This is a genomic window from Phocaeicola sp. RTP21359st1_B8_RTP21360_211022 (assembly GCF_040911965.1).
GTDB lineage: Bacteria > Bacteroidota > Bacteroidia > Bacteroidales > Bacteroidaceae > Phocaeicola > Phocaeicola vulgatus.
The window spans coordinates 59,413-79,433 of the sequence record NZ_JBDFXP010000024.1 but is presented as its reverse complement, the minus strand read 5'-3'; the positions used below and the strand labels follow the sequence as shown (position 1 = coordinate 79,433).

The window sequence follows — 20,021 nt, the reverse complement described above, 5'->3', positions numbered from 1 at the left end:
CAAAGTTGTCTATAAGCACATCCGGAAGGATGGCACGAAGGAGTCGTTCGGGTTTCATAAAACAAAGGTAAGCAAAGGTAGCTAATTTTAAAACTTAACAACCAGAAATTTCCGCTGAGCCATATTTAAGTATGAGGAAAATGTAGACATAAAAAAAGGAGCAACGCCTTGCTCCAACCTTTGTTAACCTTAAATCTAATACTATGAAAAACACGTTGCAAAGGTACGTGTTTTAGTGGATTTTGCAAATAAAACAACTAAAAAAATATGTTTTCTAACATGTTTTAATACTTTTGTCCTATTTGTTAAGGATGAGGACTTTTTTTATTTACTTGTATTTTGTCTTTTTTACATATAAAACCGTATATTTGTTGCCACTTTTGCAAAAGGATAAAAACGAATGGTTTCAGTAGATAATTTGAAAGTAGAGTTTGGAGTAACGCCTCTGTTTGAGGATGTGTCATACGTTATCAATAAGAGAGATCGTATTGCGCTGGTCGGGAAGAATGGGGCCGGTAAGTCTACTATGCTTAAGATATTGGCAGGAATACAGGCGCCTACTTCAGGTAGTGTTTCTGTTCCGCGTGATGTGACGATAGGCTATTTGCCTCAAGTCATGATTCTGAGTGATAAACATACTGTGATGGAAGAGGCGGAGATGGCTTTTGAACATATCTTTGACTTGCAGGCTAGTATTGAGAGAATGAATCAGGAGTTGGCGGATAGAACAGATTATGATTCAGAAAACTATCATAAACTGATTGAGAAATTCACCCATGACAATGAACGCTTTTTGATGATGGGAGGTACCAATTATACAGCTGAGATAGAACGTACATTGATGGGGTTGGGATTTAGCCGGGAGGATTTTAACCGTCCTACATCTGAGTTCAGTGGTGGATGGCGTATGCGTATAGAGTTGGCCAAGTTGCTGTTGCGACGGCCCGATGTGTTGCTGTTGGACGAGCCTACCAATCATCTGGATATAGAAAGCATTCAATGGTTGGAAAACTTTTTGAAGACAAGTGCGGGAGCCGTTGTATTGGTGAGCCACGACCGTGCATTTATTAATAATGTGACCAATCGTACGATTGAAATATCTTGCGGGCATATCTATGATTATAAAGTGGCTTACGATGAGTTTGTGGTATTGCGCAAAGAACGTCGTGAGCAGCAATTGCGTGCATACGAGAACCAGCAGAAGCAAATTCAGGATACGGAAGATTTCATAGAGCGTTTCCGTTATAAGGCTACCAAGGCTGTACAGGTGCAGAGCCGCATCAAGCAATTGGAAAAAATAGTTCCTATTGAAATTGATGATGAAGATAATTCAGCCTTGCGGTTGAAGTTTCCGCCTGCCATGCGTTCCGGCAATTATCCGGTCATTTGTGACGGGGTGAAGAAAGCATATGGCAGTCATATCGTTTTTCACGATGTGACTTTGACTATTAATCGAGGTGAGAAGGTGGCTTTTGTCGGAAAGAATGGGGAAGGTAAGTCCACTTTGGTGAAATGTATAATGGACGAAATCCCATACGAAGGTAAACTGACCATCGGGCACAACGTACAGATTGGTTATTTTGCTCAGAATCAGGCTCAGATGTTGGATGAAAATCTGAGTGTCTTTGATACGATTGATTATGTGGCAAAAGGGGATATTCGTTTGAAGATTCGTGATATTCTGGGAGCATTCATGTTTGGAGGTGAGGCTTCTGATAAAAAAGTAAAGGTACTGTCGGGTGGGGAGCGGAGTCGTCTTGCCATGATAAAACTTTTGTTAGAACCGGTGAATTTCCTTATTTTGGACGAACCTACCAACCATCTGGATATGCGCTCAAAGGATGTATTGAAAGAAGCTATCAAGGAATTTGATGGAACGGTGATTGTTGTTTCTCATGACCGTGAGTTCTTGGATGGACTGGTGACCAAAGTTTATGAATTCGGAGGTGGAGTAGTAAAAGAACACATTGGCGGCATTTATGATTTTTTACAGAAAAAGAAAATAGAGAGTCTGAATGAGTTGCAGCTTTCGGCTTCTCCTACTGTGTCTGCCACTAAAAAGGAAGAACCCGAAACGGTTAGTGAGAACAAATTATCTTATGAGGCGCAAAAGGAATTGAATAAGAAAATTCGCAAATTGGAGAAACGAATTGCGGATTGTGAACAGAAAATAGAAAAGCTGGAAACTGAGATTGGCGAGGTGGAAGCTGATATGGCTACTCCCGAAGGTGCATCGGATATGGCTTTGTATGAAAAGCATCAGAAACTGAAAAAGGACTTGGATCAGACGGTAGAAGAATGGGAGACCGTTTCTATGGAATTAGAAGAGATGCAGGGAAGTTAAAGTATGTATCATATATATAGAACAAATGAAAGCAAAACATTATTTACCAATGGCTGTATTGGCTCTGGCAGTAGCTGCCGGATGCGACAGTAAAAAGGAAGCCGTCATGACTTCGGGTATAGACTTGACAAATTTGGACACTACGGCTGTTCAAGGAGCTGATTTTTATCAGTATGCTTGTGGCGGATGGATGAAGAAACACCCTCTGACCAATGAATATTCCCGTTTTGGCTCATTCGATATGCTTGCTGAAAATAATCGGGAACAACTGAAAGGATTGATTGTGGAAATTGCTGCCGGGCAGAATGCGCAAGGTACAATAGGTCAGAAAATAGGGGATATCTATAATTTGGCTATGGATAGTGTGAAACTGAATGCGGATGGAGTAACTCCTATTCAAGCTGATTTGGAAAAGATTGCTTCAGTGAAGGATAAATCGGAAATAGTTCCTTTGATGGCGGAACTGGCTCATAGCGGTGTATTCCCTTATTTCAGTTTCTATGTGGGTGCCGATATCATGGACAGCAAGAGCAATTTGTTTCAATTGTATCAAGGGGGTATCAGTCTGGGTGAAAAAGAATATTATCTGGACAATGATGATGTGACTGTCAATATCCGTAATAAGTATAAGGAACATATTGTAAAGATGTTCCAATTGGCTGGTTTTGATGAGGCTGCCGCTAAAAAGAAAATGGAGGCTGTAATGGATATCGAAACCCGTATTGCAAAAGCTTCTTTCAGTGCGGTGGAACAGCGTAACCCTGCGGCCAATTATCATAAAATGTCTTTGGATGAATTAAAGAAAGAGATTCCGGGCATTGACTGGGATGCTTTCTTGAATGGTATAGGCGTGAAAGGGGTGACTGAACTGAGTGTTTCTCAAGTGGAGCCGATTAAAGAGGTTGAGAAAATTATCAATAGCTTGCCGGTTGAAAATCAGATCGCTTATATGCAATGGAGTCTGATAGACAGGGCTGCCGGTTACTTGAGTGATGATTTGGTGGCACAAAATTTTGATTTTTATGGAAAAACACTATCCGGCAAACAGGCTAACCAACCTCGTTGGAAGCGTGCTGTAAGTACTGTAAATGGAGTACTGGGTGAAGCGGTAGGTCAGATGTATGTGGAGAAATATTTTCCGGCAGCCGCAAAAGAACGTATGGTGCAGTTGGTAAAGAATCTGCAGACCGCATTGGGAGAACGTATTCGGAATTTGGAATGGATGGGTGATAGCACAAAGATTAAAGCTATTGAGAAGTTGAATTCTTTTTATGTAAAGGTAGGCTATCCTGATAAGTGGAGGGATTATACCGGTTTGAATATTGAAAAAGATTCTTATTGGGCCAATGTGAAGCGTGCTACAGAATTCGAACTGGATTATATGTTATCCAAGGCAGGAAAGCCGGTTGACAGAGATGAATGGGGAATGACTCCGCAGACTGTCAATGCATATTATAATCCGACCACGAATGAGATTTGTTTTCCGGCGGGTATTCTTCAATATCCGTTTTTTGATATGAATGCTGATGATGCATTTAATTATGGAGCTATTGGCGTGGTTATCGGTCATGAAATGACTCATGGATTCGATGATCAGGGACGTCAGTTTGATAAGGATGGTAATTTGAAAGATTGGTGGACAGCCGAAGATGCCAAACGTTTTGAAGAACGTGCTCAGGTAATGGTGAATTTCTTTGATAGCATCCAGGTTTTGCCGGGACTCAATGCCAACGGTTCTTTGACTTTAGGTGAGAATATAGCCGATCATGGTGGTTTGCAGGTTTCTTTCCAGGCGTTCAAGAATGCGACAAAAGATGCTCCCCTGCCGGTAAAAGACGGATTTACTCCGGAACAGCGCTTCTTCTTGTCATACGCCGGAGTGTGGGCTGGCAATATCCGCGACGAGCAGATTCGTTTGCAAACCAAGTCTGATCCACATTCATTGGGCAGATGGCGTGTGAACGGAGCACTCCCTCAAATAGGTGCATGGTATGATGCTTTTGGCATTAAAGAGGGGGATCCTATGTATTTGGCTCCTGAAAAACGTGTCTCTATTTGGTAAGCTTTGTATGTAAAAGATAATAAGAAAGCATGGTAATTGCTGAGAATTCGGCATTTACCATGCTTTCTTTTTGGAATTTACATGATAAACACCTATTTTTGTGCTCGATGAAACGGAGACGATACATAGCATGGGTATTGATGTTGGTCAGCATTATCATGTTGACAGCATCTGTTCTGCCTCATCATCATCACCGGGAAATTCTTTGTTTGCAGCATGATATGACTTTGTGCGGCTGTCAATGTTCCGTGCAGCATCAGCAGCATAATAATAGTTCTGATGAGAATCATACATGTAATGCCGGATGTGTGACCAAGTTTAAAAGTGTAACTCCGGATCGGGCCCAAGACAGTGTTTCTCCTGATTATTCGTTTTGTTTGCTGTTATATACGGTGACGGATGTATTGGCGCTTTCATTGCGGTTGACAGAACACAACACATTACCTTATAATTACTATTTAGAAAAACTGCATTCTACGTGTCTTCCCCACGTAAAGGGGTTGCGTGCTCCTCCTTGCGATGTTCTTGCTTAACAGATAGAAAGTTTATCTTTTTATCCGCAACTTTGTTGCATTTTCTTTACACTAATTTTGCATTTAATAAAAAGTAAGAACAAATAATATCATCATGAAGAAACTTATCTTTATGGGAGTCTTAGGCTTGTTCCTCTTAGGCTCTTGCAACAGTAAATCGGGTCATGATCACGAAGGACACGATCATGGAACGGAGGAAGCACATAATCACGACCACGAAGGGCATGACCATAATCACGAAGGGCATGACCATGAAAAAGAAAACCACGACCATGAGAATGAAGGTCACGAAGGGCATAATCATGAAGCGGAAGCTTCTGCAGCCGGACATTCCGATGAGATAATTCTGGCTCCAGAAAAAGCAAAAGCAGCCGGGGTAGAATCGGAAATAATCCGGCCTGAATCATTCCGTCAGGTGATAACGACCAGCGGTCAGGTGCAGGCAGCACAAGGCGATGAAAGCGTAGTAGTCGCCAATGTAGCCGGTGTGGTTTCTTTCCGCCATCCGGTAACGGACGGTATGAGTGTGAGCAAGGGGGCTCCCATTCTGAATATCTCTGCTGAGAATATGCCGGACGGAGACCCTGTAAAACGTACCCGTATCGCATATGAAACCGCCAAAAAAGAATATGAACGTGCCGCCAAGTTGGTAAAAAGTCAGATAATATCGCAGAAAGATTTCAATGCCATTAAGGAGAGTTATGAAAATGCATTATTGGCATACGAGGCTATTTCAAAGAACCAGACCAAGACAGGTGTGTCCGTCACAGCTCCTTTAGGTGGTTATATCAAGAATTGTCTGGTGCAGGAAGGTGACTATGTGTCGGTAGGCCAGCCTTTGGTGAGTATCACTCAGAACCGTCGTCTGTTCCTTCGTGCAGATGTTTCCGAGAAATATTATGGTTATCTGCATAGCATCCAGTCGGCAAACTTCAAGACTCCATACGATAATAAGGTATATGAGCTGGGTGAGTTGAAAGGGCGTCTGCTTTCTTATGGTAAAGCATCCGGTGGTACTTCTTTTTATGTGCCTGTAACTTTCGAATTTGATAATCGGGGAGATGTGATTCCCGGTTCGTATGTGGAGGTGTATCTGCTCTCGTCGGAAATGCCCGATGTGCTGGCCTTGCCTGTTACGGCACTGACCGAAGAACAAGGTTTGTACTTTGTTTATCTGCAACTGGATGAGGAAGGATATAAGAAACAGGAGGTAACTTTGGGAGCGAGCAACGGAAAGAAAGTGCAGATTCTGACCGGTTTGAAAGCCGGTGACCGTGTGGTAACAAAGGGAGCTTATCAGGTGAAATTAGCGTCGGCCAGCAATGCGATTCCGGCTCATAGTCATGAACATTAATCAGCCGTCCTATGCTAAATAAGATTATACATTTTTCCCTTCAGAACCGTATATTGGTTCTGGTGGCGTCGGTTTTGCTGCTTATCGGCGGTACTTACACGGCTTTTCATACGGAAGTCGATGTGTTCCCCGATTTGAATGCACCGACTGTAGTGATTATGACCGAAGCGAATGGTATGGCAGCCGAAGAGGTGGAACAATTGGTAACCTTTCCTGTAGAAACTGCCGTGAACGGTGCGACCCATGTGCGCCGGGTGCGTTCATCTTCCACCAATGGCTTTTCCGTTGTGTGGGTGGAATTTGAATGGGATATCGATATCTATCTGGCCCGTCAGATTGTCAGTGAGAAATTGTCCTTGGTCAGCGAGGAGTTGCCCGAGAATGTAGGTAAACCTACCATGGGACCTCAGTCTTCTATTTTAGGTGAGTTGCTGATTATCGGTCTGACTTCGGATACTACTTCCATGCTCGATCTCCGTACACTGGCAGACTGGACTATCCGTCCGCGCCTGCTCTCTACGGGAGGTGTGGCACAGGTTGCCGTGCTGGGAGGTGATATCAAGGAATATCAGGTGTTGCTTGACCCTGCCCGTATGAAACATTACAATGTTACGTTGGCAGAGGTGATGAACGTTACCCGTAACATGAATCAGAATGCCAATGGCGGAGTGATTTATGAATATGGAAACGAATATATTGTTCGCGGGGTGCTTTCCAGTCATGATGTGGCTCAGTTGTCACGTTCCGTCATCAAGACGGTGGAAGGGGTGCCCGTTACATTGGAGGATATTGCCGATGTGAAGATTGGTTCGCAGGAACCCAAACTGGGTACTGCTTCGGAGAGAGGAAAACCTGCCGTACTGCTGACCGTTACCAAACAACCCAAGACCGGGACTATTGAACTGACAGAGCAGTTGGAAGCCGCATTGAAGGATTTGCAGAAGAATCTTCCGGCTGATGTACACGTTTCTACAGATATTTTCCGTCAGAGCCGTTTTATTGAAAGCTCTATCGGTAATGTGAAGGATTCGTTGTATGAAGGTGCTGTTTTTGTGGTGATTGTTCTCTTCCTGTTCCTTGCCAATGTACGTACCACGGTTATTTCATTGGTAACCCTTCCGTTGTCATTGATTGTTTCTATATTGACTCTTCACTATATGGGACTCACCATCAATACCATGAGTTTGGGTGGTATGGCCATTGCCATTGGTTCGTTGGTGGATGATGCCATTGTGGATGTGGAAAATGTATGGAAGCACTTGCGTGAGAATCGCTTGTTGCCCGAAGAGGAACGTAAGAGCGTGATTGAAGTCGTGTTCAATGCTTCGAAGGAAGTGCGTATGCCTATCTTGAACTCTACCTTGATTATTGTAGTCAGCTTTGTTCCTTTGTTTTTCCTGACAGGAATGGAAGGGCGTATGCTGGTTCCGTTGGGCATTGCCTTTATTGTGGCGTTGTTTGCTTCTACGGTAGTGGCTTTGACACTGACTCCGGTATTGTGCAGCTATCTGTTAGGTAATAATAAAAGCAAAGGATTGCCCAAAGAGGCATTTGTGGCCGTATGGATGAAAAAGCATTACCGCAATGCCTTGTTATGGTCCTTGAATCATAAATCCGCAGTATTGGGTTTTACGGGTGGACTGTTTGCGGTGGCATTGGTTATGTTTTTTACATTAGGACGCAGTTTCCTGCCATCTTTCAATGAAGGTTCGTTCACCATTAATATCAGTTCATTGCCGGGAATTTCTTTGGCAGAATCGGATAAAATGGGACACCGTGCAGAAGAGTTGCTGATGTCTATTCCCGAAATACAGACTGTAGCCCGTAAAACGGGACGTGCCGAACTGGATGAGCATGCATTAGGGGTTAACGTGAGTGAAATTGAGGCCCCGTTTGAATTGAAAGACCGTTCCCGCCAGGAACTGGTAGCCGATGTGCGTGCCAAGTTATCTACCATTACCGGTGCGAATATCGAAATAGGCCAACCTATCAGCCACCGTATCGATGCCATGCTTTCGGGTACCAAGGCCAACATTGCCATCAAACTGTTTGGTAATGATTTGAACAAGATGTTTGCCATCGGTAATCAGATAAAGGATGCCATCAGCAGTGTGGAGGGTATTGCCGACTTGAATGTGGAACAACAAATCGAACGTCCGCAGCTCAAGATTGTTCCCAAACGCGAGATGCTTGCCAAATTCGGTATTTCTTTACCGGAGTTTGCCGAGTTTGTATCAGTGAACATGGCGGGTGAAGTCGTTTCACAGGTATATGAAGAAGGCAAAGCGTTTAATCTTATTGTCCGTACCAAGGATGAGGTGCGTGATGAGATGGAGAAGGTGCGCAACCTGATGATTGATACCGGTGACGGTCAGAAAATCCCTGTCAACTATGTAGCCGATGTGGTTTCTGCCATGGGACCGAATACCATCAGCCGTGAGAACGTGAAGCGTAAGATTGTGATTTCGGCCAATACCAGCGGTCGTGATTTGCGCAGCGTGGTGAATGATATACAGGAACGGATTGATGCGCAAATCAAGCTTCCCGAAGGATATCATGTGGAATATGGCGGTCAGTTTGAAAGCGAGCAGGCGGCCAGCCGTACGCTGATGCTCACTTCGTTTATGAGTATCGTGGTTATCTTCCTGTTGCTTTATACCCAGTTTAAGAATGCAGCCCAAAGTGGAGTCATTTTGTTGAATTTGCCTTTGGCGTTGATTGGTGGGGTATTTGCATTGATGATAACAACGGGTGAGATAAGCATTCCGGCTATTATCGGCTTTATCTCGTTGTTTGGCATTGCTACCCGTAATGGTATGTTGTTGATAAGTCATTACAATATGTTGCGCGAAGAAGGTATGGATTTGAAAGAAAGCATTCTTCACGGTTCGTTAGACCGTTTGAACCCTATCCTGATGACTGCGTTGTCTTCCGCGCTGGCTTTGATACCTTTGGCATTCCGTGGCGATTTGCCGGGTAATGAAATACAAAGCCCGATGGCGAAAGTTATTCTTGGAGGTCTTTTGACATCGACTTTCCTGAACGCTTTCATTATTCCGATTGTTTATGAACTGATGAACCGAAAGAAGAAATAATAGAAATAATATGAAACGAATCTTAGTTATAATAGCCCTCTGCTCTCCCTTACTGATGCAGGCCCAGAGTATTGAGCACATTTTGAAAAGCATCGAGCAGAACAATAAAGAGCTCAAGGCACAGAAACATGCCGCCGATGCGACCAAGATGGAAAACCGGACAAACAACAACTTGCCTGATCCTACGGTGAGCTACAGCTCTTTTTACAGTAATGGTGCCGAAGGTGGTCACGGTACGGAATTCGTTGCTTCGCAAGGTTTTGATTTTCCTACTCAGTATATTGCCCGCAACCGGCAGGCTACTTTGCAGAACGAAGCGGTGGACAAGCAACAACAGGCTGCCCGCCGGGATATTCTGCTGAATGCGAAGAATCTCTGTCTGGACCTTATTCTGTTGAATCAGGAAAAGACATTGATGGATATCCGTATGAAAAATGCGGATGAATTACAGGCACTTTATGAAAAACGTCTGACTACCGGTGATGCGAATATACTGGAAGTCAACAAAATCAAGATGGAGCGTATGAACGTGCAGACGGAAGTTGCCCAAAACAGCGCAGCTCACCGCACTGCCTTGCAGTCTCTGCTTGCCATGAACGGTAACATGCCTTTGGAGTTTGCTGAAACCACGTATCCTGCCATACAGGAAATCAATGATTACAATGTTATGAGGGATGAAGTGATGGCGTCAGACCTTGACTTGCAGGCCGCCGCCGCCACTGCCCGTGCCGCCGAGAAGCAGGTTTCGGTAGACCGCCAAGGATGGTTGCCGAAGCTGGAAGCCGGCTTTCGCCGTAACACGGATGATGCGGTTTCGATGAATGGTTTTGTGGTAGGGGGCTCCTTGCCTTTGTTTCAGAATCGTAAAAAGGTAAAGATAGCCAAGGCACAGGCTATCAGCGCTCAGCTTATGCAAGAAAGTGCTAAAGACCGGGTCGAGGCTTCCCTGATGTCTCTTTTCAATGAGATGCAGCAGTTGAAGGATGCCATGAATGCGTATGATGTCCCTTTGATGTACCGTTCGCTGGATTTATTGAAGCAGGCATTGACCGAAGGACAAATTTCATTGATTGAATATTTTGTGGAAACGGAAAGTATTTATAAGAATCTTCAGGCGTATATGCAGATTGAGAATCAATACCAGAAGGTGATGGCGAATATTTACAAGAATAACCTATAAAATGTTAGGACTCGGTAAAATCTGTCATTTGATTATTATAAGGATGAAGAAATAATCCAAATAATATTAATGATTTGTCTGTTTGGAATACAATAGGATAGGGGTTATGTTATATAGGCATGACCCCTAAAACTATAAATATGGATAACTTGAAATTACTGGCAATAGTAACCGGAGAAGGCGAATTTGTGAATAAGAATTTAAGAACCGGATTATGGCTGAGCGAACTCACCCATATTTATCACGGCGCCAAAAAGCAAGGAATAGAAATTACCGTTGCCAGTCCCAAAGGAGGCGATACTCCTATCGATCCGGAGAGTTTGAATCCCTTACTCATGGATGAGATAACTAAAACCTGTTGGGAAGATTCCATATTTAAGAATGTATTGCAGCATACTAAAAGTTTGGATGAAGTCTCCGAATTTCAGTTTGATTGCGTTTATTTGGCGGGAGGACATGGTTCCATGTATGATTTTCCGGATAATATTGTCTTGCAAGCCATCTTAAAAAAGCAATATGAAAATGAAAAGAAGGTGGCAGCCATTTGTCACGGTGTTTGTGGATTGTTGAATGTGACGTTGGCTTCCGGCGAATATCTAGTTAAAGATAAGAAGCTTACAGGATTCAGCCGGGCTGAAGAAATTCTGGCAAGAAAGGAAAGGGTCGTGCCTTTCGATTTGGAAACCGAACTGAAAGACAGAGGTGCCCGCTACGAGAAAGCATTGATTCCGATGACTTCAAAAGTCGTTATTGACGGTAATCTGTTCACCGGAGAGAATCCGTTCAGTTCCAAGAAAATGGCAGAAGTCATCCTGCAATGTTTCAGTAAGAAATAAAGTTATTAATTTGAATAGGAAATGAATTTAGAAGAGGTATTGAACTTCCGCCGGTCTGTGCGGAGGTATGATAAAAATAAACCGATAGACCCGGAAAAGGTGAAACATTGTCTTGAACTGGCTACGCTGGCTCCCAATAGTTCCAATATGCAATTGTGGGAATTTTATCAAATAACGAATCCCAGACTGATGGCGAAAGTTTCAGAAGCTTGTTTAGGGCAGTCGGCTGCTTCTACGGCTTCGGAAATTGTTGTTTTTGTTACTCGTCAGGATTTGTATAAAAAGCGTGCTAAATTTGTGCTTGACTTTGAAGAAGGAAATATCAGGCGTAATAGTCCGAAAGAGCGTCAGGAAAAACGTATTAGGGACAGGAAGCTGTATTATGGTAAACTGATGCCTTTCATTTATGCAAGGTTTTTCGGGCTTCTAGGGCTTTTCAGGGTGATATTGGCGAGAACCATCAGCCTGTTCCGCCCTATGATGCTGGAAGTTTCGGAATGCGATATGCGTGTGACGGTAAATAAATCCTGTGCCCTTGCTGCCCAAACCTTTATGATTGCCATGGCAAACGAAGGCTATGACACTTGTCCGCTGGAAGGTTTTGACAGCAGGCGGATGAAGAAACTATTGAAGCTGCCCCATGGGGCAGGCATCAATATGGTTATACCTTGCGGCATACGGGATGGGAACAAAGGCATTTGGGGAGAACGGGGCAGGGTTCCTTTCGATGAAATCTATCATAGGATATAAGAGAACAGGGTATTCCTGGCGGGTGATGAAGGTGTATTCCCTTAGATATTCCATCAGCATGCCGAATCGCTCTTCCTGAGTGTGCTTGGAAGAAGACGTCTTGAAACCGTATGTGGGGTCTGCGTGTTCCAGTTCCTTTTCACCCTTTCTGTATACTTCTTTGACAAAATGGCGTGTCGGATTGAATTTGACACTGTCGAAGTGCTTTGGCCGGAAATTATAAGAATGCCGGTTACATCCTTTTTTTGATTCTCGATAAAATCCGGAAACGGTTGTTGTTCGGACGGCATAAAAAATGTGCCTGAAGAATTGGGCTGCCTTTTATGACAGAGTGACTTCCGGCACATTTTTTCTTGTTTATTCCTGTTTATTTCTTTTTCTTCTTAGCTTCTTTCGCCCATTCTTTAGCTCCCTGCTCTTTCAGTTTCGCGGTGAAAGCCTTTGCTTTTTCCATGCTTGCGTTTTCGTCTTCGGGTGAAGCGTATGCATGTTTGTAACCTTTGGTCACGTTCCATTCACCTCGTGTGAAGTCCGGGAAGGCTACTGCCGCACAGCCGTTATCCATAGAGATAGCTCCCAGTTCGGCCAAACAGCACCATTCGGCCAGGTCATATACATCCATGTCCAAAGGCAGTCCGTTTTGCAGGCAATATACCAGACGGCTGTCCATGATGAAGTCCATACCGCCATGGCCGCCGACTTCTTTTGCCATTTCACCATATTTCTTTAAAATAGGATGCTGGTATTTCTCAACAAGTGCTTCCATTTCTGCCTGGGGTAAGAATCCGTGAGAGTTCAAATCGTCTACTTTGGGTTGCACACCCGATGCGGTCAGTTGTGCTGCATCCAAAGCATATCCTTCAACGGGATATTTATTGGCAAACCCTTTGCTTCCTGTCAGTTGGTACAGGCGGTTGTAAGGTTGGGGAGTCATTACATTATGTTGGATTTCAATAACTTTTCCATTTGCTGTGCGAAGCAGGGTGGTGGTATGGTCTCCGTTACGGAATTCTTTACATTCTTCGCCGGTTCTCTTCTCCACTAAATCTTTACCAACAACAGATTTGGTGTCCATAGCTACTAAAGTGGTTATACGGTCACCACGATGGATATCCAATGCTTGTGCTACAGGACCCAGGCCGTGAGTGGCATATACATCACCCCGGTGTTTCATGTTATAATCCAAACGCCATCCCAGTTTGTCTTCTTTGCCGTTTTTCCAATAATGATCCCAAAACGGGCTTAAATTGTGAATGTAGGCTCCTTGGGCACGGATTACTTCGCCAAATACACCTTGTTGTGCCATATTCAGTGTATTCATTTCAAACCAGTCATAGCAACAGTTCTCAAGAATCATGCAATGCTTGCGGGTTTTTTCACTCAGGTTGATTAAGTCCCAGCATTCTTGCAGGTTCATGGCCGAGGGAACTTCAATAGCTACATTTTTACCGTTTTCCAATGCGCATTTTGCTACCGGGAAATGATGCAACCAGTCTGCGGCGATATAAACTAAATCTATGTCTGTACGTTTACATAATTCTTCATATCCCTTTTCTCCGGAATAAATGGCAGCTTTCGGCATAGATGCTTTCTTTAGGATATCCTGACATTTTTCTGCACGGGATGCTTCATAATCACAAAGGGCCACAATTTGTGTACCGGGAATATAAGTGAAGCGCTCTACGGCTCCGGGGCCTCGCATTCCCAATCCGACAAATCCTACGCGGACTACCTCCATTTTAGGGGTGGTTAAGCCTAATACGCTTTTTTGGCCGGCCGGACGTTCAGGAGTATCAATCACAATGGTTCCTTTGTCCCATGTCCAGGAATCTCCTGAACTTACGGTTTGTGCTGTCGTGGTTTGTGGTAAACACATGCATAGGGTTGTACCCATACATAAGCTTATCATCAATGATTTAAAGGTTCTCATACTTTTTGAATTTAAAGATTAAAATTAATAATAAGAGTTATTTGTATTTCAAGGGAGTATAGCAATCGACATGCTTTTCTGGTTCATTAGAAAAGGCTGCCTTCTGTTTTACGTTCTCCATTGTATCTATTTAATTTTAATGGGCATTTCCGTGATAAAGAAATACCATTTTTATATAGTTTCATCCTCTAACGTTGCTTGGGTAAAGCACAAAAGAGCGTTCTATTTGTTCTTACATTAGAAATAAGAATCTTTTTATTTCGTGGTCAAAGATAGTCATTCCTTTTAAATTACATGCATGAATTTCCTATCTTTCTTATGTGTAATTGCAAAATAAAATAAGGCTTGTCAATAAGTAGTAGGAAGGCAGAGGGTTAAAAAAAGGGCCTGATGTATTAACATCTGGGTTGTTGCCGATTTCTTACATAAAATAGGATGGCTTTGGAAAGTTTGGATGATATTTAGTGAACAATGTTTTAATACAAATAGCAGATTATTTGATCAATTATTTTATATGAGAATGAATTGATTTACAGTTGTTTGTCTTCTTTTACTGAATTTGAGTAAAAGAAATACCTAAATTAGTAAGGAACTTTATTGACTTGTTCTTATGTTTGTGGTGTTAATTTTAATTTAAGATAATGTAAATTATGAAAAATGCCAAAACGTTAATTAAAAGTCAATGCAGGAATACGCATCAAGCCTTGATGTGCTTTCTTTGCTTCTTTTTCTTTTTTGCAGGAATGCATCAAGTGGTACATGCTGTTCCAGATGTTGCAATGAAGATAGATCAGGATGTGCACATTACTGGTATCGTACAAGATACCAATAAAGAGCCTATGATTGGAGTATCGGTAATGGTGAAAGGTACTACGAATGGAACGGTCACCGATATTGATGGAAACTATAGCTTGTCGGTGCAGGGATCTAAAAGTGTATTAGTATTCTCATTTGTAGGATATGTAACCAAGGAAGTGACTGTTGGAAGTCAGAAAACGATCAATGTAACTTTGGCTGAGGATTCTAAAATGATAGATGAAGTAGTGGTGATTGGTTTCCAGTCACAGAAAAAAGGGAATTTGACCGCTGCAGTAGCTTCTGTCAGTGCAGAGACACTGGAAGACAGACCGGTTGCTAATATAGGACAAGCTTTGCAAGGCATGGTTCCTGGCTTGAACATCAGTATTGAAGGCGGTGACCCTAACAAAGTTCCGAATTTAAATATTCGTGGTGCCACGACATTCCGTCAGAGAGGTTCATCCAATGACGATAAAAACAAATTTGATGTAGTTTCCGGTTCTCCGCTGATCTTGATGGATGGTGTGGAAATTACTGCTGAAGACTTGAACCAGTTAAACCCGAATGATATAGATAATATGTCGTTTCTGAAAGATGCTTCCGCTTCGGCTATTTATGGTACCAGAGCTACTTTCGGTGTGATATTGGTTACCACCAAATCGGGAACCTACAAGCAGAAAGCGAAAATAGATTATTCTTATAATCTGGCTTTCGACCAGCCATACGAATTGCCCGATATTTTGGATTCTTATCATATTTACAAAGCTGGTGCGGATAAAAGATTGTGGACCGGTGAAATCACTGAATACACCCAGCATGACAAGGATATGATGGAAAATATGATGGCATATATCAAAGATCCCGTAAATAATAAACCTTATTATATGGAAGGTAGTGCCATCCAGTGGGTAGGCAATACGAATCCATATAAAGAATTAGTGAAAAACTGGACTCCTACCCAAAAGCACAATCTTTCTATCAGTGGTGGCGGTGACAAAATCAGTTATTACATTTCTTTGGGTATGCAAGACCAGAAAGGTATGTATAAAATCAGAACCGATGAATTGAAAAGATACAATACCATGCTTAGTGTGAACGCTAAAGTGAATGATTGGTTCACGGTGGCAGCCAAGGCTTCCTATAATGTATTTGATTATGAGGGACCGACCCAACAGACAGATGGAATGAATCTTTGGCAATATGCCAAAACCTATTATCCGGAAAACTTTATTTATCAGCCGGTGCTGACAGGAGCAGACGATCCGTTACCCAACTATGTGACAGAAAATCCGGTGAGTTATTTATATGCAGGTGGTCGTAGTGTTACTTCCAGAAGGAAAACAATTCTTTCTATCAGTCCGGAATTTACTATCTTGCCCAAGATATTGAAGATAAAGGCTGACTTGTCTTTCACTCCGACTAGTTATCAGAAAGAAAAGACTCATCCTAAACAAGCGCGTGTTAATAATTCATGGACTGCTCTTGAAACTCGTTGGGCTACCGAAAATAGCGGAGAGGTGGTACGCACTACTACAGACAGGTATGCCATCAACGTATATGCTGATTATAACCAGACCTTCAAAGAAAAGCATAATGTTTCTGTGCTTCTGGGTGTCAATCAGGAACAAGAAACTTATGCCGGTTCTACCCTTTATTTGACCAAAATGCTTGATCCATACATTCTGAATCCTGAATTGGTGGAAGACGTAACGGCAAACACTTCAAGCAATTATCATCATGAGGTAGCGTCAAGGGCGTTGTTTGGCCGTATCATGTATAATTATATGAGCAAATATCTGATAGAAGTGGATGCCCGTTACGATGGTAGTTCCAAGTTTCCCAAAAACTCTCGTTTCCAATTCTTTCCTACTGTTTCATTAGGATGGAGAGTTTCGGAAGAGAAATTTATGGACTGGACAAGAAGTTGGCTGGACAATTTCAAAATCAGAGCATCGTGGGGACGTTTGGGTAGCCAGCCTGATACGGAATATCCTTATCAGTCTGTTTTCGGAACCGAGCAGGGATACTTCTTGTTTGACGGAACACGTTATCCCACCGGTATCGTTACTCCTTCATTGATCAATCCTGAATTGACTTGGGAAAAATCAACGACCAAGAACCTTGGTTTTGATTTCACTTTCTTGCAGAACCGGTTGACGTTCTGTGCCGATATTTTCGAAAGAAAGGTGACTGACATTTTGATTCCGGGAGGAAAAGATTATCCGGCTTTGATTGGTGATGATAATCTACCTTTTGAAAATGCGGGAGTGCTGAAAACTACCGGCTTTGAACTTCAGGCAAAATGGTCAGATAAACTGTCAAACGGATTTGCTTATAGTGTGGGTGTTGCCCTTTCGGATGACAAGGCTGAAGTTTTAAGTTATCCTTCCAATCCTACCAATAAGATTGGTGACGGTGTATTGTACAAGGGATATACCGTAGGAGATATTTGGGGATATGAAACCGGAGGTATCCTTCAGGAAAGTGATTTTGACGGGGTAGGTCCCAACGGAAAACCTTTGTACCATGGAGCCTATTTCAAGGGTGGACAGCCCTATCCAGGATACGTTTGGTATCAAGATCTGGATCATGATGGTGTGATTACCAGTGGCTTGAGTACGGTGGATGATCCAGGAGACAAAAAGGTAATAGGTAATAATGCACCGCGTTATCGTTATAACATTACCGCCAACTTCCAGTACAAAGGATTTGACCTGGATTTGATGTTCCAAGGTGTAGGTAAAAGAGATTATTGGTTGAAGGATGTTTCCAGTTACTGGGGTGGAGGAGCCGGTTCATGGGAAACATACAATCAGTCATGGACGCCCGAAAGAACAGATGCCAAATTCCCCATGTATGGTTCCGGAATCGGCAGCTATGCTCAATCAGGCTATTTGCTTGATGCTTCCTATATCAAATTGAAACAGGTGATCTTGGGGTACACTTTCCCGAAAGCATTGATTGGCAAAGTAGGTTTGGAGAAGTTAAGACTGAATATAGCCGCTTATAACTTGTTTACTCTTTCGGATGTGCCCAAGTATTATGATTCGGACTATCTGTCTGACGCATATCCCCCTAAACGGACGTTTAGTGTAGGAATTCAAGTAGGTTTTTAACGTTTTAAATCAATAGAAGTTATGAAAAAATATTCAATTATAGCTTTATTCGTGGCTCTGGTAGTATCTCTGTCGTCTTGTAACGATGACTTTATGCAGCGGAACCCGATAGATGATATGGCCGATGGTACGTTCTTTACGAAAGAAGCCGATTTGCAGCTATATCTGGACGGAATTTATAGATATTATGTATATGGTCACGGTCACGGTGGAACTAACAGTACCACACATGATAAAGGTTTCTTGGCAGTGAAGGCAGGCAGCCAAATAATCTTTGGAGATGCTTTTAGTGACAATACTGTTTATGCAGGCGATATTGATGGTAAGTTGGGAGGTACTTATGACACTCCGAATTCGGCTTCCAAGAATTTTGACACACCCTGGCAGTGGGAAAAACTTCGTAAAGTAAACTATTTTCTGAATCATTACACAGAAGTAGGAGATCCTGAATCATTGAAAAAATATGCTGCCCAAGCTTATTTCTTCAAAGCATGGGATTACTATATCAAGCTGGTGGCTTTGGGCGAAGTGCCTTGGCTGGATAAAGAACTGGATACGGCTTCTCCCGAGTTATACGGTCCACGTATGCCCCGTACGGAACTGGTAGAAAATATCTTGAAATGTTTTGATTTTGCTGTTGAAAATCTGGAAGATAATGATAATTCTTGCGGATACATCAATCAGGATATGGCTTTGTTCCTGAAATCTCGCTTCTGTCTGTTCGAAGGCACTTTCCGGAAATATCATACAGAATTGAATTTGGGCTCTACTGCCAGTAAATTCTTGGAAATGAGTCGTGATGCAGCAAGGCTGATTATGAATAAGGACAGATATCATCTTTTCAAAAATGCGTCGGGAGATGCCTACTGGCAGTTGTTCGTACAGAAGGGAACACCTGAACTGGAGGGTAATGAGGAAACGATTCTTGCACGTGTATATGACGGTGTGAAGTTAGGACATGATAACCCGCGTTATTGGGGAATGAATAATCATACACGTTACTGTATGGGAGCTCCTGTATGTATGCTTGAAGAATATTTGTGTGAAGACGGACGCCCTATTTACATTGGAGGCAGTGAAGGTAATTATGAAGTAAACCCTTTGTTCAAAGGATATGACGGTATGTGGGAGGAACTGGACAATCGCGATCCTCGTTTGAAACAAACAGTTTGTAAACCAGGTGAATATGCTTCTATTTTTGATATGGACGACAATACCTATGGTTTGGAAGAAACCGGGGTGATCTATCCAATGATTACTTATGCTACCGGTGGTGGATCTCCGATGAAGCACTATAATTCTACAGTGACCGGTTATCGTTTTATCAAGCACTGGATGCCCGATTATGCAAACTGGGAAGCTAATCCCAAAGGGGTGCAGACAGCCCACATGTTCCGTTACGGGGAATTGTTGCTGATTTATGCGGAAGCTAGGGCTGAGTTGGGAGAAATCACCAATGAAGATTTGGATATTACGATCAATGCATTAAGAGAAAGAGCCGGATACGACTTTGCCAAATATCCCAATGCCCGACTGACTTTGTCCAACATTCCGGCTGATCCACGTCTGGATGCTATCTATGCGCAAAAACTGGATTATTCCGTATCTCCTATTCTTCGTGAAATAAGACGCGAACGTCGTGTGGAAACGATGATGGAAGGCATGCGTTATGAGGATTTGATGAGATGGAAAGCTGGTAAATTATTCACAGTTTCAGTGAGAGGAATGAAAATGACACCTGAAAAGATTGAATTGTACAGTAAGAACCGTAATGATGAAACGTATAAGGATTATCCGTACAAGGTGACGGTTCCTATAGGAGAAGTAGGTAATCAGGTGATTGTGGATGCAGAAGGATTCATTATTCCTTGGCCTACCTCTACCACTGTTATCAACGGCGTGCGTCCTTGGGATGACAAACGTTACTATTATCCGATACCTCTGAATGAAATGCTGATGAATCCGGAACTGAAGCAGAATCCGGGTTGGAAAGACATTAATAGATAACCTATAAATATAACGC

General features: G+C 42.7%; 11 protein-coding genes. 10 read left to right on the top strand and 1 reads right to left on the bottom strand.

From position 1 onward, the window contains the following. Positions 1–400 precede the first annotated feature (400 nt). The 8 genes from AB5062_RS13500 (at position 401) to AB5062_RS13465 (ending at position 12,154) form a co-directional block, all read left to right on the top strand. Positions 401–2,344 carry an ABC-F family ATP-binding cassette domain-containing protein gene (locus tag AB5062_RS13500; protein ID WP_011965415.1) on the top strand — a complete coding sequence of 648 codons (1,944 nt, stop codon included), beginning with the start codon at positions 401–403 and terminating at the stop codon, positions 2,342–2,344. A 25-nt stretch (positions 2,345–2,369) separates the two neighbouring features. Next, on the top strand, positions 2,370–4,406 hold the full coding sequence (locus tag AB5062_RS13495; RefSeq protein ID WP_008782371.1) for a M13 family metallopeptidase: 2,037 nt from the start codon (positions 2,370–2,372) through the stop codon (positions 4,404–4,406). A 29-nt stretch (positions 4,407–4,435) separates the two neighbouring features. Further along, entirely contained in the window at positions 4,436–4,939 is a 504-nt protein-coding gene (locus AB5062_RS13490; protein WP_080705370.1) for a DUF6769 family protein, read from the top strand. A 94-nt stretch (positions 4,940–5,033) separates the two neighbouring features. Next, positions 5,034–6,293, top strand: coding sequence for an efflux RND transporter periplasmic adaptor subunit (locus tag AB5062_RS13485; protein WP_005842605.1), 1,260 nt, complete (start codon positions 5,034–5,036; stop codon positions 6,291–6,293). Positions 6,294–6,304: 11 nt separating this feature from the next. Further along, positions 6,305–9,388: an efflux RND transporter permease subunit gene (locus AB5062_RS13480; protein WP_118292488.1), complete on the top strand. Its 3,084-nt coding sequence runs from the start codon at positions 6,305–6,307 to the stop codon at positions 9,386–9,388. A 10-nt stretch (positions 9,389–9,398) separates the two neighbouring features. Then, positions 9,399–10,568 carry a TolC family protein gene (locus AB5062_RS13475; protein ID WP_005940860.1) on the top strand — a complete coding sequence of 390 codons (1,170 nt, stop codon included), beginning with the start codon at positions 9,399–9,401 and terminating at the stop codon, positions 10,566–10,568. 140 nt (positions 10,569–10,708) lie between these two features. After that, positions 10,709–11,404: a type 1 glutamine amidotransferase domain-containing protein gene (locus AB5062_RS13470; protein ID WP_008667973.1), complete on the top strand. Its 696-nt coding sequence runs from the start codon at positions 10,709–10,711 to the stop codon at positions 11,402–11,404. Between the two features lie 21 nt (positions 11,405–11,425). Beyond that, positions 11,426–12,154, top strand: coding sequence for a nitroreductase family protein (locus tag AB5062_RS13465; protein ID WP_022508609.1), 729 nt, complete (start codon positions 11,426–11,428; stop codon positions 12,152–12,154). 367 nt (positions 12,155–12,521) lie between these two features. Here AB5062_RS13465 and AB5062_RS13460 read toward each other — a convergent pair whose 3' ends face one another. Then, complete coding sequence (locus tag AB5062_RS13460; RefSeq protein ID WP_005848863.1) at positions 12,522–14,084, bottom strand: Gfo/Idh/MocA family protein; 1,563 nt, start codon at positions 14,082–14,084, stop codon at positions 12,522–12,524. Between the two features lie 779 nt (positions 14,085–14,863). Here AB5062_RS13460 and AB5062_RS13455 point away from each other — a divergent pair. Continuing rightward, positions 14,864–17,998, top strand: coding sequence for a TonB-dependent receptor (locus AB5062_RS13455; protein WP_227212409.1), 3,135 nt, complete (start codon positions 14,864–14,866; stop codon positions 17,996–17,998). Between the two features lie 21 nt (positions 17,999–18,019). Next, positions 18,020–20,005, top strand: a complete 1,986-nt coding sequence (locus tag AB5062_RS13450) for a RagB/SusD family nutrient uptake outer membrane protein (protein WP_032938628.1) — start codon at positions 18,020–18,022, stop codon at positions 20,003–20,005. Positions 20,006–20,021: the final 16 nt, after the last annotated feature.

What these genes read in the sequence shown, in the direction of transcription:
- AB5062_RS13500 (WP_011965415.1), top strand. Translation starts at nt 401, where the DNA reads ATGGTTTCAGTAGATAATTTGAAAGTAGAGTTTGGAGTAACGCCTCTG.
- AB5062_RS13495 (WP_008782371.1), top strand. Translation starts at nt 2,370, where the DNA reads ATGAAAGCAAAACATTATTTACCAATGGCTGTATTGGCTCTGGCAGTA.
- AB5062_RS13490 (WP_080705370.1), top strand. Translation starts at nt 4,436, where the DNA reads ATGGTAATTGCTGAGAATTCGGCATTTACCATGCTTTCTTTTTGGAAT.
- AB5062_RS13485 (WP_005842605.1), top strand. Translation starts at nt 5,034, where the DNA reads ATGAAGAAACTTATCTTTATGGGAGTCTTAGGCTTGTTCCTCTTAGGC.
- AB5062_RS13480 (WP_118292488.1), top strand. Translation starts at nt 6,305, where the DNA reads ATGCTAAATAAGATTATACATTTTTCCCTTCAGAACCGTATATTGGTT.
- AB5062_RS13475 (WP_005940860.1), top strand. Translation starts at nt 9,399, where the DNA reads ATGAAACGAATCTTAGTTATAATAGCCCTCTGCTCTCCCTTACTGATG.
- AB5062_RS13470 (WP_008667973.1), top strand. Translation starts at nt 10,709, where the DNA reads ATGGATAACTTGAAATTACTGGCAATAGTAACCGGAGAAGGCGAATTT.
- AB5062_RS13465 (WP_022508609.1), top strand. Translation starts at nt 11,426, where the DNA reads ATGAATTTAGAAGAGGTATTGAACTTCCGCCGGTCTGTGCGGAGGTAT.
- AB5062_RS13460 (WP_005848863.1), bottom strand. Translation starts at nt 14,084, where the DNA reads ATGAGAACCTTTAAATCATTGATGATAAGCTTATGTATGGGTACAACC.
- AB5062_RS13455 (WP_227212409.1), top strand. Translation starts at nt 14,864, where the DNA reads ATGAAGATAGATCAGGATGTGCACATTACTGGTATCGTACAAGATACC.
- AB5062_RS13450 (WP_032938628.1), top strand. Translation starts at nt 18,020, where the DNA reads ATGAAAAAATATTCAATTATAGCTTTATTCGTGGCTCTGGTAGTATCT.